This is a genomic window from Streptomyces sp. HmicA12 (assembly GCF_000373565.1).
GTDB lineage: Bacteria > Actinomycetota > Actinomycetes > Streptomycetales > Streptomycetaceae > Streptomyces.
Genome location: NZ_KB891831.1, coordinates 486,729 through 500,991, shown reverse-complemented (window position 1 = coordinate 500,991; position 14,263 = coordinate 486,729). Strand labels below are relative to the sequence as shown.

At 70.3% G+C, this 14,263-nt stretch carries 11 protein-coding genes; 3 read left to right on the top strand and 8 right to left on the bottom strand.

Going from position 1 to position 14,263, the window contains the following annotated elements:
* The first annotated feature begins 39 nt into the window (after positions 1-39).
* Positions 40-804, top strand: a complete 765-nt coding sequence (locus B072_RS0132420; RefSeq protein WP_234018965.1) for a L,D-transpeptidase family protein — start codon at positions 40-42, stop codon at positions 802-804.
* Positions 805-982: 178 nt separating this feature from the next.
* Here B072_RS0132420 and B072_RS0132415 read toward each other — a convergent pair whose 3' ends face one another.
* The 3 genes from B072_RS0132415 to B072_RS0132405 form a co-directional block, all read right to left on the bottom strand.
* The gene (locus tag B072_RS0132415; RefSeq protein ID WP_018534135.1) at positions 983-2,419 is read right to left on the bottom strand and encodes a Gfo/Idh/MocA family protein; all 1,437 of its coding nucleotides are present in this window, start codon (positions 2,417-2,419) and stop codon (positions 983-985) included.
* Positions 2,420-2,576: 157 nt separating this feature from the next.
* Positions 2,577-5,507, bottom strand: a complete 2,931-nt coding sequence (locus B072_RS0132410) for an FAD-binding and (Fe-S)-binding domain-containing protein (RefSeq protein WP_018534134.1) — start codon at positions 5,505-5,507, stop codon at positions 2,577-2,579.
* A 69-nt stretch (positions 5,508-5,576) separates the two neighbouring features.
* On the bottom strand, positions 5,577-6,020 hold the full coding sequence (locus B072_RS0132405) for a MarR family winged helix-turn-helix transcriptional regulator (protein WP_018534133.1): 444 nt from the start codon (positions 6,018-6,020) through the stop codon (positions 5,577-5,579).
* A 95-nt stretch (positions 6,021-6,115) separates the two neighbouring features.
* Between B072_RS0132405 and B072_RS0132400 the strand changes: the two genes are divergently transcribed.
* Complete coding sequence (locus B072_RS0132400; RefSeq protein ID WP_018534132.1) at positions 6,116-7,933, top strand: ABC transporter ATP-binding protein; 1,818 nt, start codon at positions 6,116-6,118, stop codon at positions 7,931-7,933.
* A 102-nt stretch (positions 7,934-8,035) separates the two neighbouring features.
* Positions 8,036-8,887 carry an endolytic transglycosylase MltG gene (gene mltG, locus B072_RS0132395; protein WP_018534131.1) on the top strand — a complete coding sequence of 284 codons (852 nt, stop codon included), beginning with the start codon at positions 8,036-8,038 and terminating at the stop codon, positions 8,885-8,887.
* Positions 8,888-8,937: 50 nt separating this feature from the next.
* On the opposite strand, the gene B072_RS0132390 is transcribed toward mltG, so the two are convergent.
* From B072_RS0132390 to B072_RS0132370, 5 genes are all read right to left on the bottom strand, one after another.
* Positions 8,938-10,059 carry an NAD(P)-binding domain-containing protein gene (locus B072_RS0132390; protein WP_018534130.1) on the bottom strand — a complete coding sequence of 374 codons (1,122 nt, stop codon included), beginning with the start codon at positions 10,057-10,059 and terminating at the stop codon, positions 8,938-8,940.
* A 53-nt stretch (positions 10,060-10,112) separates the two neighbouring features.
* Positions 10,113-11,282: an LLM class flavin-dependent oxidoreductase gene (locus B072_RS0132385; RefSeq protein ID WP_018534129.1), complete on the bottom strand. Its 1,170-nt coding sequence runs from the start codon at positions 11,280-11,282 to the stop codon at positions 10,113-10,115.
* A gap of 4 nt (positions 11,283-11,286) precedes the next feature.
* Positions 11,287-12,342 (bottom strand): ABC transporter substrate-binding protein, encoded by a 1,056-nt coding sequence (locus tag B072_RS0132380; protein ID WP_018534128.1) that lies wholly within the window; start codon positions 12,340-12,342, stop codon positions 11,287-11,289.
* Between the two features lie 101 nt (positions 12,343-12,443).
* Positions 12,444-13,316: an ABC transporter ATP-binding protein gene (locus B072_RS0132375; protein ID WP_018534127.1), complete on the bottom strand. Its 873-nt coding sequence runs from the start codon at positions 13,314-13,316 to the stop codon at positions 12,444-12,446.
* Complete coding sequence (locus B072_RS0132370; protein ID WP_026246535.1) at positions 13,289-14,230, bottom strand: ABC transporter permease; 942 nt, start codon at positions 14,228-14,230, stop codon at positions 13,289-13,291. The genes B072_RS0132375 and B072_RS0132370 overlap by 28 nt, the downstream gene beginning before the upstream one ends.
* Positions 14,231-14,263: the final 33 nt, after the last annotated feature.

Below are 14,263 nucleotides of genomic sequence, written 5' to 3'. Positions count from 1 at the left end.
GCGGGCCCGGCGCCGGGGTTCGCGCGACGGAGTGCGAGCATGGAACGCATGCGTATTGCGGGTGCGGTTCGAGCGGGTGTCGCGGCGGCGGCCTGCGGTGTGTTGCTGACGACGGTCGCCGCGTGCGGCGCGGACAGCGGCGACGGCGGGAGCGGCGACTCGTCGGGGGCGCACAGTTCGGCCGACGGCGGGCGCAGCGACGAGGCGCGCGCCGTCGATCTGAAGACGATCCCGGACGTGGGCGCCCGCTACCAGAAGCAGATTCCGGCCGATTCCCAGCAGGTCGTCGCGGTCTACGGCGACGGCAAGAACTCGGCGGACTCGACGATCGTCCTCTACACCAAGTCGGGCGACACCTGGAAGAAGGACCGCAGCTGGTCCGGGCACAACGGCAAGAAGGGCTGGACGACGGACCACCAGGAGGGCGACAACCGCAGCCCTGTCGGTGTGTTCACGCTCAGCGACGCCGGTGGTGTGCTGGCCGACCCGGGCGCGAAGCTTCCGTACACGCACTCGGCGTCCTTCCAGGCTCCGCACTACTGGGCCAAGTCGCACTGGCACGACTTCGACTACGTGATCGCGATCGACTACAACCGCGCCAAGGGCACCTCGCCGAACGACCCGACACGTCCGCAGGGCCAGTCCAAGGGCGGCAGCATCTGGCTGCACATGGACCACGGCAGCGGTACGTCGGCATGCGTGAGCCAGTCGAAGGCGAACATGGAGTACCTGCTCAAGACGCTCGACCCGAAGCAGCACCCGGTCGTGGTGATGGGGGACAAGGCCGACCTCAAGGCCGCCTGACACTCAGTACGGCGACGGGCCCGTCCGCCGAGTCGGACGGGCCCCGGTCGGCGTGACTCATCGGGCCGGAGTGGGGGGCGCGGCAGCCCGCGCGGGACCGTACCGTTCCCGCGTTGAGCGCGCCCGACACGGCCGGCGCACCGGTCGTCAGCGCACCCCTCACCCCGACGCGACCGGCTCAACCCTCGGCGGGCTTCTCCGAGTCGACGCCGCCGCGTTCCTTGCGCCACTCGCCGCGGGTGAAGTCCGGGATCTGCTGCGGCGCACCCTTCGCCTTGATGGAGAGATGACTCAGTGGCACCGGCGAGGTCCACGTCGCGGCGTCGTACACGTCGAAGTCGGGGACGAGACCCAGCCGCATCGTCTGCGTCAGCCGGTAGACCATGATGTAGTCCATGCCGCCGTGTCCACCGGGCGGGTTGGCGTGCTCCTTCCACAGCCAGTGGTCCCAGTCCGCGTACGCCGCGAAGTCGCCCCACGCGTCGTTCGTGTGGTCCGGCTCGATGTAGATGCGCTCCGGATAGTCCTCGAACACGCCCTTGGTGCCGCCGAGTTGGTTGATACGTGAGTACGGGTGCGGGGTGCTGACGTCGTGTTCGAGGCGGATGACGCGGCCCTTCGCCGTCTGGACGAGGCTGATCGTGCGGTCCGACTCGATATACGTCTCCTTCCAACTCGGGTCGCTCGCGGGCATGTTGGCCGCGCGGTACTCGGCCAGGCCGAGCGAAGGGGTGCCGAAGCTGGAGATGTGCGTGACGCGGTCGCCGCGGTTGATGTCCATGTAGTTGGCGACCGGGCCGAAGCCGTGGTTCGGGTAGAGGTCGCCGCGCAGCCGGGTGTGCCACAAGCGGCGCCAGGGTCCCTCGTAGTAGTCGGGGTCGAACATCAAGCCGCGCAGATCGTGGTTGTACGCCCCCGCCCCGTGCAGGAGGCGGCCGAACTTGCCCGCGTGCGCCATGCGCAGCACCCGCATCTCGTTACGGCCGTAACAGCAGTTCTCCAGCTGCATGCAGTGCCTGCGAGTGCGCTCGGAGAGGTTCACCAGCTCCCACAGCTGGTCGAGTTGGAGGGCGATGGGACATTCGACGCCGACGTGCTTGCCGTTCAGCATCGCCGTCTTCGCCATCTCGAAGTGCCAGTCCCACGGAGTCGCGACGTACACGAAGTCCACGTCCCCGCGCTTGCACAGGTTCTCGTAGTCGTGATCGCCCTTGATGTACGTCGCCGGAGCCGGCTGGCCCGCGGCCGTCACCTTGGCGGCGGCCTTCTCCGTCTTGTCCTTCACCGGGTCGCACAGCGCGACGACCCGGACGCCCGGCATCGCCAGGAACAGGTCGATCATGCTGCCGCCGCGGTTGCCGAGACCGACGATCCCGACGCGGACCGTGGAACGCCGCTCGAACGGGACGCCGATCATCGTCGCGCCCTGCCGTGCCGGCGACGTGCCGACCTCCGCACTCTCCTCCGCGGCAGGCGCGGCCTGTGCCGTTGCCGAACCCGGCGCGCCGAGCCCGAGGCCGAGTCCGGCTCCCGCGACGCCCGCCGTGCGCAGCACGTCGCGGCGTGAACGGCCTTCGGGCTCGGGGGTGTTGAGGGGAAGGCTGTCGTCGTGCATCGGACCTCCAGAATGGTGGGTGCGGTGCGTGGCAAACGCAAGCCACCCTGGAGGCGGTGAGAGCGGGGCGCAAGAGCCCCAAGTGGTCAGGGAGTTGGACTTCCTTTACTGAGCCTTTGGACTTCCGTGAACGGCTACCGGGCCGTCCAAAGGCGGGCTACGTGGGCGGTGTGGGCCGAGTGGCTCGCTCCAGCTCCACGAGAACGGAGTAGTAGCTGCGGCCCGTGGCGTGGTCCATGCCCACCTCGCACATCCGGTTCGCCGAGAGATGCGCGTCGTAGGAGCGGGACGTGACCTCCGCGGCCTCCTTCGCGGTCGCGGACTCGGTGAGCTCCTTGTGCAGCATCCCGCGGTCGCCCGCGAACGCGCAGCACCCCGCGTCGTCCGGGATCACCACCTCGTCGGCGCAGGCCTCGGCGACGGCTCTCAACTGGGCGACGTCTCCGAGGTGTTCCATCGAACAGGTGGGGTGCAGCACCGCCGATCCCACGGTGCGCTCGACCGTGAGGCGCGGCAGCAGCTCCTCGGCCGCCCACACCAGGGAGTCGACGATCGTCAGCTCCTTGTGCAGCTCCCGGTTGTCGTCCGTGAGGTACGGCACCACCTCGTGCGCGATGCCCAGCGTGCACGAGGACGCGTCCACGACCAGCGGAAGCCGACCGCCCGCGGTCCAGCCCCAGGCCGCCTCGACGATCCGGTTCGCCATGACCGTGTTGCCCTCGTCGTACCCCTTGGAGTGCCAGATCGTGGCGCAGCACGTCCCCGCGACGTCGTCCGGGATCCACACCGGCCTGCCCGCGCGCGCGGAGACCGCGACGACGGCCTGGGGGAGCGGCACGTCCCCCGGAGTGCCGAAGATGCGGTTCACACACGCCGGGTAGTACACCGCCGTGGCGCCCTCGCGCGCGGTGCGGGGCAGCGCGCGGGCGGCCGCCCCGGGGATCTCCGGAAGCCACTCGGGCACGAGGTCGGGACGGATCGCCTTGCGGGCAACGGACGTCACGGAGGTCAGGAGCCGGTCACCGATCTTGTCGGCGGCCGCCACCGCGAGCCGTGCCGATGCCTCGACGGCCTTGAAGTTCTTCGCCGCGAGGGCGGCCACCTTCTCCTCGCGGGGCGAGTGCCGCGCATGCCGGAAGCTCTTCATGAAGGCACCCGTGTCGATGCCGACGGGGCAGGCCAGCTTGCACGTCGAGTCCCCGGCGCAGGTGTCGACCGCGTCGTATCCGTAGGCGTCGATCAGCGCCTCCTCGACCGGAGAGCCGGACGGCTGGCGCATCATCTCGCGTCGCAGCACGATGCGTTGACGCGGTGTCGTGGTCAAGTCCTCGCTGGGGCAGGTCGGTTCGCAGAAGCCGCACTCGATGCACGGGTCCGCGATGAGCTCGACCTTCGGGATGGTCTTCAGGCCGCGCAGATGTGCCTTCGGGTCGCGATCGAGGACGATGCGCGGGGCGAGCACCCCGTCCGGGTCGATGACCTGCTTCGTGCGCCACATCAACTCCGTCGCCCGCGGGCCCCATTCGAGCTCCAGGAACGGCGCGATGTTGCGGCCCGTGGCGTGCTCGGCCTTGAGCGATCCGTCGAACCGCTCGACGGTCAGCGCGCAGAACTCGTCCATGAAGGCCGCGTACCGGTCCACGTCCGCGGGCTTGCCCGCGTCGAACGCCAGGAGGAAGTGCAGATTGCCGTGCGCGGCGTGCCCCGCCACGGCCGCGTCGAAGCCGTGCCGCGTCTGCAGCTCGAGCAGCGCCTCGCACGCCTCCGCGAGGCGCGCGGGCGGCACGGCGAAGTCCTCCGTGATCAGCGTGGTGCCCGAGGGGCGCGATCCGCCGACCGCCGTCACGAACGCCTTGCGGGCCTTCCAATAGCCGGCGATCGTCTTCGCGTCCCGGGTGAACTCATTGGTCACCGAGGCGACGGGCGCGACCAGTTCAAGCCCTTCGAGTACCTCGGCGGCCTTCTGCTCGTCACCCTTCTGCCGCTCCTCGTCGGGCGCGCGGAACTCCACCAGCAGCGCCGTCGTCTCCTTCGGTAGCTGCGCCCAGTCCTGCGGCACTCCCTGCACGCTGACCGACGCGCGCAACGTATTGCCGTCCATCAGCTCCACGGCCAGCGCCCCAGCCTCGTTGAAGACGGGCACCGCCGCGGCGGCCGCCGTGAGGGAGGGGAAGAACAGCAGCGCCGTCGTGACCTTGCGCTCCAACGGCAGCGTGTCGAAGACGACGTCGGAGATGAAGCCGAAGGTGCCCTCCGAACCCACCATCAGACCGCGCAGGATCTCGACCGGCGTCGCACCGTCGAGGAACGCGTCCAGCCGGTATCCGTTCGTGTTCTTGATCTCGTACTTGGCGCGGATGCGGCGCGTCAGTTCGGCATCCGCCTCGATCTCCCGCTTGATCGCCAACAGGCCTTCGCAGAGCGCCGGTTCGGCGTGCGCGAGGTCCTCGTCCGCCCGTGGGTCCCCGGTGTCGACGACCGTCCCCGACGGCAGCACGAAGGTGAGTGAGGCGACCGTCCGGTACGAGTTCCGGGTCGTGCCCGCGGTCATGCCCGACGCGTTGTTCGCCACCACGCCGCCGATCGTGCAGGCGATGGCGCTCGCCGGGTCCGGGCCGAGGACGCGGCCGTACCGGGCGAGCGTGGCGTTGGCCCGCACGATCGTGGTGCCCGGGCCGATACGGGCCCGCGCGCCGTCGCCGAGGACCTCGACGCCCGCCCAGAACTTCCGCACGTCGACGAGGATGTCCTCGCCCTGCGCCTGTCCGTTCAGCGACGTGCCCGCCGCGCGGAAGACGACCTCGCGGCTCTTGCCGTGCGCGTACGACATGACGGCCGACACGTCGTCGATGTCCTCGGCGACCACCACGACCTGCGGCACGAAGCGGTACGGGCTCGCGTCCGAGGCGTAGCGCACCAGGTCCGAGACCTTCGTGAGCACCTTGTCGGCGCCGAGCAGCTCGGTCAGGTCCGTGCGCAGCGGCTCGGGCGTGCCACCCGCCTGCCGGTCCGGCACCCGGTCGGGCGCAGGGCCCGACGGGCGGGGCCCGGGACGCAGGGCTTCCGGCTTCGGCTCCAGCAGCGGCATGGGCCTCTCCTCGGTCGACGGATCGGTCGGCGGACGGTCAGCGGTCCGCGGGGTCGGCGGTCCGCAGCGTCAGCAGTCCCGCTCACGCGGGGCTTCGAACAGCGCGTTCAGCAAGACCGTCAGCTGCGCGCGCTGTTCCGTGTCCAATGGAGCCAGGATCTCCTCTGCCGCCGCGCGGCGCGCGCTGCGCAGCTCCCGCAGGGCGGCGCGGCCCTTCTCCGTGAGCTCGATCCGGATGACCCGGCGATTGGTCGGATCAGGCACGCGGCGGACCAGATCGCCCGCCTCCAGGCCGTCCACGACCGTGGTCACGGCCCGTGGCACCACCTCCAGGCGCTGCGCGAGATCGGCCATCCGCGGGGGCTTGTCGTAGTGCACCAGCGTGCGCAGCAGCCGCGACTGGGCAGGCGTGATGCCGACCGGCTCCAGCTGCCGCCTCTGGATGCGGTGCAGGCGTCGGGTCAGCCGCAGCAACTGCTCGGCGAGGAAGCCGTCAGCGTCCGGGGTGTTCATGCCGGGAACATTAGCAGAACTTTGTGCATTGTGAGTATAGGTAACAATGAGCTATGCTCCTGAAATCGGTCAGAATCTCAGAATCTAGGAGGCCCATGCCCCGCGACGACATCAACTGGACGCCGCCCCCCGATGCCAAGGCATCGGGGCAGCCGCGGCAGATCCGCCGCATCCTGTCCCTCTTCCGCCCCTATCGCGGCCGCCTCGCCCTCGTCGGGCTACTGGTCGGTGCCGCCTCCCTGGTCACGGTCGCGACGCCGTTCCTGCTCCGGGAGATCCTCGACGTCGCCATCCCCCAGGGCCGCACCGGGCTGCTCAGTCTGCTCGCCCTCGGCATGATCGCCAGCGCCGTGGTCACCAGCGCGTTCGGCGTTCTACAAACCCTGATCAGCACGACGGTCGGCCAGCGCGTCATGCACGACCTGCGCACGGCCGTCTACGGCCGGCTGCAGAGCATGTCCCTCGCCTTCTTCACGAGGACCCGCACCGGCGAGGTCCAGTCCCGCATAGCCAACGACATCGGTGGCATGCAGGCGACCGTGACCTCCACCGCGACGTCCCTCGTCTCGAACCTGACGAGCGTCGTCGCCACGATCATCGCGATGGTCGTCCTCGACTGGCGTCTCACGGTCGTCTCCCTGCTTCTGCTGCCGCTCTTCGTGTGGATCGCCCGGCGCGTCGGCCGTGAGCGCAAGAAGATCGCCACCCAGCGCCAGAAGCAGATGGCCGCGATGGCCGCGACCGTCACCGAGTCGCTGTCCGTCAGCGGCATCCTGCTCGGCCGCACCATGGGCCGCGCCGATTCGCTCACGAAGTCCTTCGCCGACGAGTCCGACCAGCTGGTCGACCTCGAGGTCCGGTCGAACATGGCGGGACGCTGGCGCATGGCCGTCATCGGCATCGTCATGGCCGCCATGCCCGCGGTCATCTACTGGGCGGCCGGCATCGCCTTCCAGGTCGGCGGTCCGACCGTCTCCATCGGCACCCTCGTCGCCTTCGTCTCGCTCCAGCAGGGACTGTTCCGGCCGACCGTGAGCCTGCTGCAGACCGGCGTGCAGATCCAGACCTCGCTCGCCCTGTTCCAGCGCATCTTCGAGTACCTCGACCTACCGATCGACATCACCGAGCGGGAGAACGCGGTCCACCTGGACACCGTCAAGGGCGAGGTCCGCTTCGAGGACGTCGAGTTCCGCTACGACACCGCGGACGACCGGCACGGCCCGATCCTCGACGGCATCGACCTCACCGTCCCCGCGGGCGGCAGCCTCGCCGTCGTCGGCCCCACCGGCTCCGGCAAGTCCACCCTCAGCTACCTCGTGCCCCGTCTCTACGACGTCACCGGCGGCCGGGTCACCGTCGACGGGGTCGACGTACGCGACCTGGACTTCGACACTCTCGCGCGGGCCGTCGGCGTCGTCTCCCAGGAGACCTACCTCTTCCACGCCTCGGTCGCCGAGAACCTGCGGTTCGCCAAGCCCGACGCCACCGACGAGGAACTGCACGCCGCGGCCAGGGCCGCCCAGATCCACGAGCACATAGCCGGGCTCCCCGACGGTTACGACACCGTGGTCGGCGAGCGCGGACACCGCTTCTCCGGCGGCGAGAAGCAGCGCCTGGCCATCGCCCGCACCATCCTGCGCGACCCGCCGATCCTCATCCTCGACGAGGCGACCAGCGCCCTCGACACCCGTACCGAGCACGCCGTGCAGGAGGCCATCGACGCCCTGTCGGCCGACCGCACCACGCTCACCATCGCGCACCGTCTCTCCACGGTCCGCGGCGCCGAGCAGATCGTCGTCCTGGACTCCGGCCGGATAGCCGAGCGCGGCACCCACGAGGAACTGCTCGAGCACGACGGACGGTACGCGGCTCTGGTGCGGCGCGACGCCCAGCTGGAGAAGGCGGCGGCGTGAGGGCGGCCCTCCCGCCGCGGGCACTGGCCCACCCGGGGCCGCTGCGGGCTCCGGCGTGAAGATATGCCGGGAATGCCCAAAGCCGCGGGTTACCGTTCCCGCATGCTGAACGAGACCCCGCGGACCCCGCGGACTCCGCGACGGAGCACGATCCGACTCACGCGCAGAGGGCGCATCGCCCTGCTCGCGACCGGGGCCGTGGCGGCCATCGCCGTCGCGGTACCGCTGGCCCTGTCCGGCGAGGACGACGGCCGCCCCGAGGCGCTCACCATCCCCGAGGGCTGGCGTTCCACCCAGGTCTACGACGCCGTCGACAAGGCGCTCGGCGTCCCGGCCGGCACCACGAAGAAGGCCGCCCCCAAGGCGGGCCTCAAGCTTCCTGGCGAGGCGGGCGGCAACCCCGAGGGCTACCTCTTCCCGGCGACGTACCCCCTCGGCGACAAGTCGACACCGCAGTCCGTCCTGTCGTACATGGTGAACACGGCGAACAAGAAGTTCAACGGGCCCAAGCCCACCGCAGGCGCCCAGCAGAACGCGGCGAACCTGTACCAGGTCGTCACCATCGCCAGCATCATCGAGGCCGAAGCCGACAACAAGGAGGACATGGGCAAGGTCGCCCGCGTCATCTACAACCGGCTCGACCACGGCATGCCCCTGCAGATGGACTCCACCCTCAACTACGGGCTCGGCCGCTCGACGCTCGCGACCAGCGACAAGGACACGAAGAGCGACACCCCGTACAACACGTACGCGCGCATGGGCCTGCCGCCGTCACCGATCGGGAACCCGGGCGAGCAGGCGATGAAGGCGGCGGCCAACCCGACGCAGGGCGACTGGCTGTACTTCGTCACGGTCAAGCCGGGCGACACCCGCTTCACCGCGGACTTCACCGAGCAGCAGAAGAACGTCGACGAGTTCAACAAGAACCAGGCCGAAGCCAAGAAGAACGGCTGAAGCCCACGGCAGCGCGGGCGCGGCGGGGCTCGCCGCGCCCACTACGCGCTTCAGGCCACCACCGGAGCCTCTCGCGAGAGCAGCCGCCGGATCTCCCGCACCGCTGCCCGCCCCGCACGGTTCGCGCCGATCGTGCTGGCCGACGGCCCGTATCCCACCAGATGCACCCGCGGGTCGAGCGCCGCGCGCGTGCCCTCCATCCGGATGCCGCCGCCCGGTGTGCGCAGCTTGAGCGGCGCCAGGTGGTCGATCGCCGCACGGAACCCGGTCGCCCACAGGATCACATCGGCCTCGACCGCATGCCCGTCGTCCCAGGCCACCCCCGTCGGCGTGATCCGGTCGAACATAGGGAGCCGGTCCAGGACTCCGTTCGCCCGGGCCTCGCGGATCGCGTCGTTCACCGGAAGCCCGGTCACCGACACCACGCTCAGCGGCGTCAGCCCCTGCCGCACCCGCTCCTCCACCAGCGCGACGGCGGCCCGGCCCCGTTCCTCGTCGAAGGGGCCCTCGCGGAAGACGGGCGGCCGCCGCGTCACCCAGGTCGTCGAAGCGGCGTACGGGGCGATCTCCATCAGATGCTGCGTCCCGGACGCACCGCCGCCGACCACGACGACCCGCTGCCCCGCGAACTCCTCGGGCCCCGGGTACTGCGCGGTGTGCAGCTGCCGCCCGCGGAACGTCTCCTGACCCGGATAGCGCGGCCAGAACGGCCGGTCCCACGTCCCCGTCGCGTTGATGAGCGCCCGCGTGGCCCAGACGCCGTCCGACGTCTCGACGATCAGCCGCTCGCTGTCCTCGCCCTCGCCCTCGGACACCCGCCGTACGTCGACGGGCCGCCGCACGCGCAGATCGAAGGTCCGCTCGTAGGCGGCGAAGTACTCGGCGACAACCTCCGCCGACGGCCGCGCGGGATCGGCGCCGGTCAGCTCCATGCCCGGCAGGGAGTGCATCCCGTGCACGTTGCCGTACGTGAGCGAGGGCCAGCGGAACTGCCAGGCGCCGCCCGGCCGGGGCGCGTGGTCGAGGACCACGAAGTCACCCTCCGGCTCGAAGCCCGCCCGGCGCAGGTGGAAGGCGGCGGACAGCCCGGCCTGGCCCGCGCCGATCACCACGACCTCGACCTGGCGCGCCTGGCGCCCGCTCCCGGCTGCTCGTACCCCGATCTCGTTCACGTTTCTACCAACTCGACCGGGGCCCGAGATCTTCCCGCCCGTGCCCGGGAGCGTCAGCGCCCGCCCGCGACCAGCAGCGGCGCTCCACCCCCGGCCGTCACCGGGGCCACGAGGCCGCGCGCGACCAGTTCGGGGATCACGCCCTCCCCGAACCAGTACGCCTCCTCCAGATGGGGATAACCGGAGAGCACGAAGTGCTCGATGCCGAGCGCGTGGTACTCCTCGATCCGGTCGGCGACCTCGGCGTGACTGCCGACGAGCGCCGTCCCGGCACCCCCGCGGACGAGCCCGACACCGGCCCACAGATTGGGCGAGATCTCGAGGCCTTCGCGCTTGCCGCCGTGCAGGGCGAGCATCCGCTGCTGCCCCACCGACTCGCTGCGTCCGAGCGCGGACTGCGCCGCCGCGACCGTCTCGGGGGAGAGGTCGTCGAGCAGCCGGTCGGCGGTGCCCCACGCATCGCGCGCCGAGTCGCGCGAGATGGTGTGCAGGCGGATCCCGAACCGTACGGTGCGCCCTTCCTCGGCGGCGAGCTCCCGGATCCAGTCGATCTTCTCCTTCACCAGCTGAGGCGGCTCGCCCCAGGTCAGATACACGTCCGTGTGGCGCGCCGCGACCGGTCCCGCCGCGGCCGACGAACCCCCGAAGAAGATCTGTGGCACCGGCTCGGGCGGCAGCGCCGAGTACCCGCCGTCGATCCGGTAGTGCTCGCCTTCGAAGTCGTACGGGGCCTGCGCGTTCGCACCCCACACACCTCGTACGACGGACAGGAACTCGGCGGTGCGGGCGTAGCGGCGGTCGTGATCGAGGTGGTCGCCGTAGCGCCGCTGCTCGGCCGAGTCGCCGCCGGTGACGACGTTCAGCAACAGCCTTCCCTGCGTGAGGCGTTGATACGTCGACGCCATCTGCGCGGCGAGCACGGGGGAGATCACGCCCGGCCGGAACGCGACGAGGAACTTCAGACGCCGCGTGTGCTGGGCGAGTGCGACCGTGGTCAGCCAGGCGTCCTCGCACCAGGTGCCGGTCGGCGTGAGCACGGCCTCGAAGCCCAACTGCTCGGCGGCCTTGGCTATTTGGATCAGATACTCGAGGTCGGGCGCGCGCACGCCGCTGATCGCCCCACCAGGAGTGCGCTGCAGCGCGCCGCCGCTGAAGGCGTGCCGGTCGACCAGGGTGCGTCCGTCGCCACCGGTCGGCAGGAACCAGTGCAGATGAACCGTCATGGGATCAGGACTCCTTGCCGTAGGTGCGCGGGGCGGTGGTGGAGGCGGGCAGCTCGCCGTTGAAGCGCGTGTCGACGAACTCCGAGAAGTCGACCTTGCGCGGAATCAGCTTCAACTGTGTGAAGGTGTCGGCGATCTGCTGCTCGGAGGCGATCACGCCCTTGTCGATGGCGACCGTCACGCGCGTGCCGTTCGTGCGCTTCACCGCGTCGAGCGCCACGTCGTACGGCAGCCCGGTGTCCTTCGCCCAGACCTTCGCCCACGCCTCCGGGTGCTTGTAGACCCAGTCCTGGGCGCGCCGCAGCCGGCCCAGGAAGTCCTTGATGGCCGCGGACTTCTTCTTGTCGGCGAGCGCGGTGGGTGAGGCGACCTGGAAGGCGAGCCCGTTGGTGACGCCGTCGCCGTCGGTGAGCACTCGGCCCTGCTTGGCGCGCAGCACCTGTGAGGTGTACGGGTCCCAGACCGCCCACGCGTCGACCTTGCCGCCGGTGAACGCGGCCAGGGCATCGGCGGGTTGGAGGTACTTCACCTTCACGTCGTCGAACCCGAGCCCGACCTTCTTCAGTGAGGCGACCAGCTGATAGTGCGCCGACGACCCCTGCGCGACCGCGATCGACTTCCCCTTCAGCTGCGACGGTGTCCGCAGCGAGGAGTCGGTCGGTACGAGGATGGTGTCGCCCTTCGCGGTGCCGTGACTGGCCGACACCACCTTGATCTTCGAACCGGCGCCGGCCGCGAAGACGGGCGGGGTGTTGCCGACGCCGCCGATGTCGACAGCCTTGGCGTTGACGGCTTCGAGCAGGGGTGGTCCCGAGGTGAAAGTGGACCAGCGGATCTTGTACTTCAGGTCGTCGAGTTCACCGGCGGCCCGCAGCACGGCCTCCGAACCTCCCTTCTGGTCTCCGACGTTGAGGGTGAGTGACCCCTTTCCGTCCGTGTCGCCGCCGCCCGCTCCCGCGGTGGACGTACTGGCGGTGGAGGAGCCGGAGCAGGCGGCGAGGAGCAGGACGAGCGGGGTGAGCAGCGCAGGGAGGGCAGGGAGGGGGAGGAGGCGACGCATCGTCAAAGTCCGTTCAGGGGTGGGTGATGGAGGAGTGGGGGCGGTCAAGCGACGGGCTGGTCCGCGACGGGGTTCCTCGCCACGTGCGGTGCGGCGGGCTCTTACGCGACAGGCTCTTTCGTGACGGGCCCGTCCGTGACGGACCCGGAGGTGTCGTGAGATGGGGCGGCCGAGCCGGGGTTGCCGTCGCTGTGGCCGTCGCCGTCGCCGCCCCGCAGGCCGTGCGCATCCTGCTCGGCGTCGTCGACGCCGAGGCGCCGCAGCAGTTCGGCGCGCAGTTCGGCGAACCGCGGGTCGCCGATGTCGCGCGGCCGCTCCAGGTCGATCCTGGCCTCGTGGGCGATGACGCCGTCGTCCATCACGAGGACCCGGTCGGCGAGGAGCACCGCCTCCTCCACGTCGTGCGTGACCAACAGGACGGCGCAGCCACGCTGTTGCCACAGTTCGCCGACGAGGCGTTGTGCCTTGATCCGGGTGAGCGCGTCGAGCGCGCCGAACGGCTCGTCGAGCAGCAGCAGTTCGGGTTCACGCACCAGGGCACGAGCGAGCGAGGCGCGCTGGGCCTCGCCGCCGGAGAGTGTCTTTGGCCAGGCGTTCGAGCGATGGGCCAGTCCGACCTCGTCCAGCGCCCGCTCGGCGACGTCCCGCCCCGGCTTGCCCGGCAGGCCGAGCAGGACGTTGCGCCACACCCGCTTCCACGGCATCAGGCGCGGCGCCTGGAACGCCACCGCCTTGCGGCGCGGGACCAGGACGGTGCCCTCGATGTCGCGGTCGAGCCCGGCGAGAATGCGCAGCAGGGTCGACTTGCCGCAGCCGCTGCGACCGAGCAGGGCGACGAACTCTCCTTCCTGCACTTCAAGGTGGAGATCATCGATGACGGCACGTCCGTCGAAGGCGCGGGTGAGCCCTGCGACGCGTACGGCGGATCGGGCGGTGGTGGACGGGGTCACCGGCCGGTGAACGTCGGTCGCCATTGCAGCAACAGCCTTTCGAGGGTGCGGACTACGAAGTCGGCGAGCAGGCCGAGGAACGCGTAGACGATCAGGCAGACGACGATGACGTCGGTGCGCAGGAAGTCGCGTGCCTGCACCATCAGGAAGCCGATGCCGGCGTCGGCGTTGATCTGCTCGGCGAACACGAGCGCGAGCCAGGCGATCCCGAGCGAGTAGCGCAGCCCGGTCATGGCCCCGGGCAGTGCCCCCGGCAGCACGACATGCCGGACCAGGCCCCATCGGCTGAGCCCCAACGACTCACCCGCCTCGACGAGTTGGGAGTCGACGCCGCGGATTCCGGCATAGACGTTGAGGTAGAGGGGGAAGGAGACGCCCAGCGTGATGATGGCGATCTTCGGCGCCTCGCCGATCCCGAACCAGATGATGAACAGCGGGATCAGTCCGACGAACGGCACGGTCCGCAGCATCTGCACACTCGCGTCGACGAGATCCTCACCGACGCGGAAGAGCCCGGAGACCAGAGCGAGCCCGACGCCGACGACCACGCCGAACAGCAGCCCCAGGGCGACACGTTGCAGCGAGACCCCCATCGCTGTGGCCAGCGAGCCGTCGGCGAACAGATCGCGGGCGACCCGCGCGATGGTGCCGGGCGGGGCCAGCACGTCGGGTGTCAACACGCCCGTAGTGCTCAGGAGTTGCCACAGCGCGAGCAGGAGAAGGGGGCCCGAGGTGCGGCGCAGCCAGCGGGGGACGCGGGCGCGTCGGGTGGAGGAAGGGACGATCGGCTCCAGCTCGAGCGCGGCACCCGAGGAGGCGACTGATGCGGCCGGATCGACCGCATCAGTCGTCTCCGAAGTATCCGAAGTATCCGAAGTATCAGATGAACCGGATATGTCGCTCGATGGCTTCTGGGGCGGGGCATGACTGATGCTCATGGCACTCCACGGCAGGGGAAGGTGCGCTCCGGC

Coding starts and splice junctions, on each gene's coding strand:
- mltG (WP_018534131.1), top strand. CDS start 8,036: ATGCTGAACGAGACCCCGCGGACCCCGCGGACTCCGCGACGGAGCACG.
- B072_RS0132385 (WP_018534129.1), bottom strand. CDS start 11,282: ATGACGGTTCATCTGCACTGGTTCCTGCCGACCGGTGGCGACGGACGC.
- B072_RS0132380 (WP_018534128.1), bottom strand. CDS start 12,342: ATGCGTCGCCTCCTCCCCCTCCCTGCCCTCCCTGCGCTGCTCACCCCG.
- B072_RS0132420 (WP_234018965.1), top strand. CDS start 40: ATGGAACGCATGCGTATTGCGGGTGCGGTTCGAGCGGGTGTCGCGGCG.
- B072_RS0132405 (WP_018534133.1), bottom strand. CDS start 6,020: ATGAACACCCCGGACGCTGACGGCTTCCTCGCCGAGCAGTTGCTGCGG.
- B072_RS0132375 (WP_018534127.1), bottom strand. CDS start 13,316: ATGGCGACCGACGTTCACCGGCCGGTGACCCCGTCCACCACCGCCCGA.
- B072_RS0132370 (WP_026246535.1), bottom strand. CDS start 14,230: ATGAGCATCAGTCATGCCCCGCCCCAGAAGCCATCGAGCGACATATCC.
- B072_RS0132410 (WP_018534134.1), bottom strand. CDS start 5,507: ATGCCGCTGCTGGAGCCGAAGCCGGAAGCCCTGCGTCCCGGGCCCCGC.
- B072_RS0132415 (WP_018534135.1), bottom strand. CDS start 2,419: ATGCACGACGACAGCCTTCCCCTCAACACCCCCGAGCCCGAAGGCCGT.
- B072_RS0132400 (WP_018534132.1), top strand. CDS start 6,116: ATGCCCCGCGACGACATCAACTGGACGCCGCCCCCCGATGCCAAGGCA.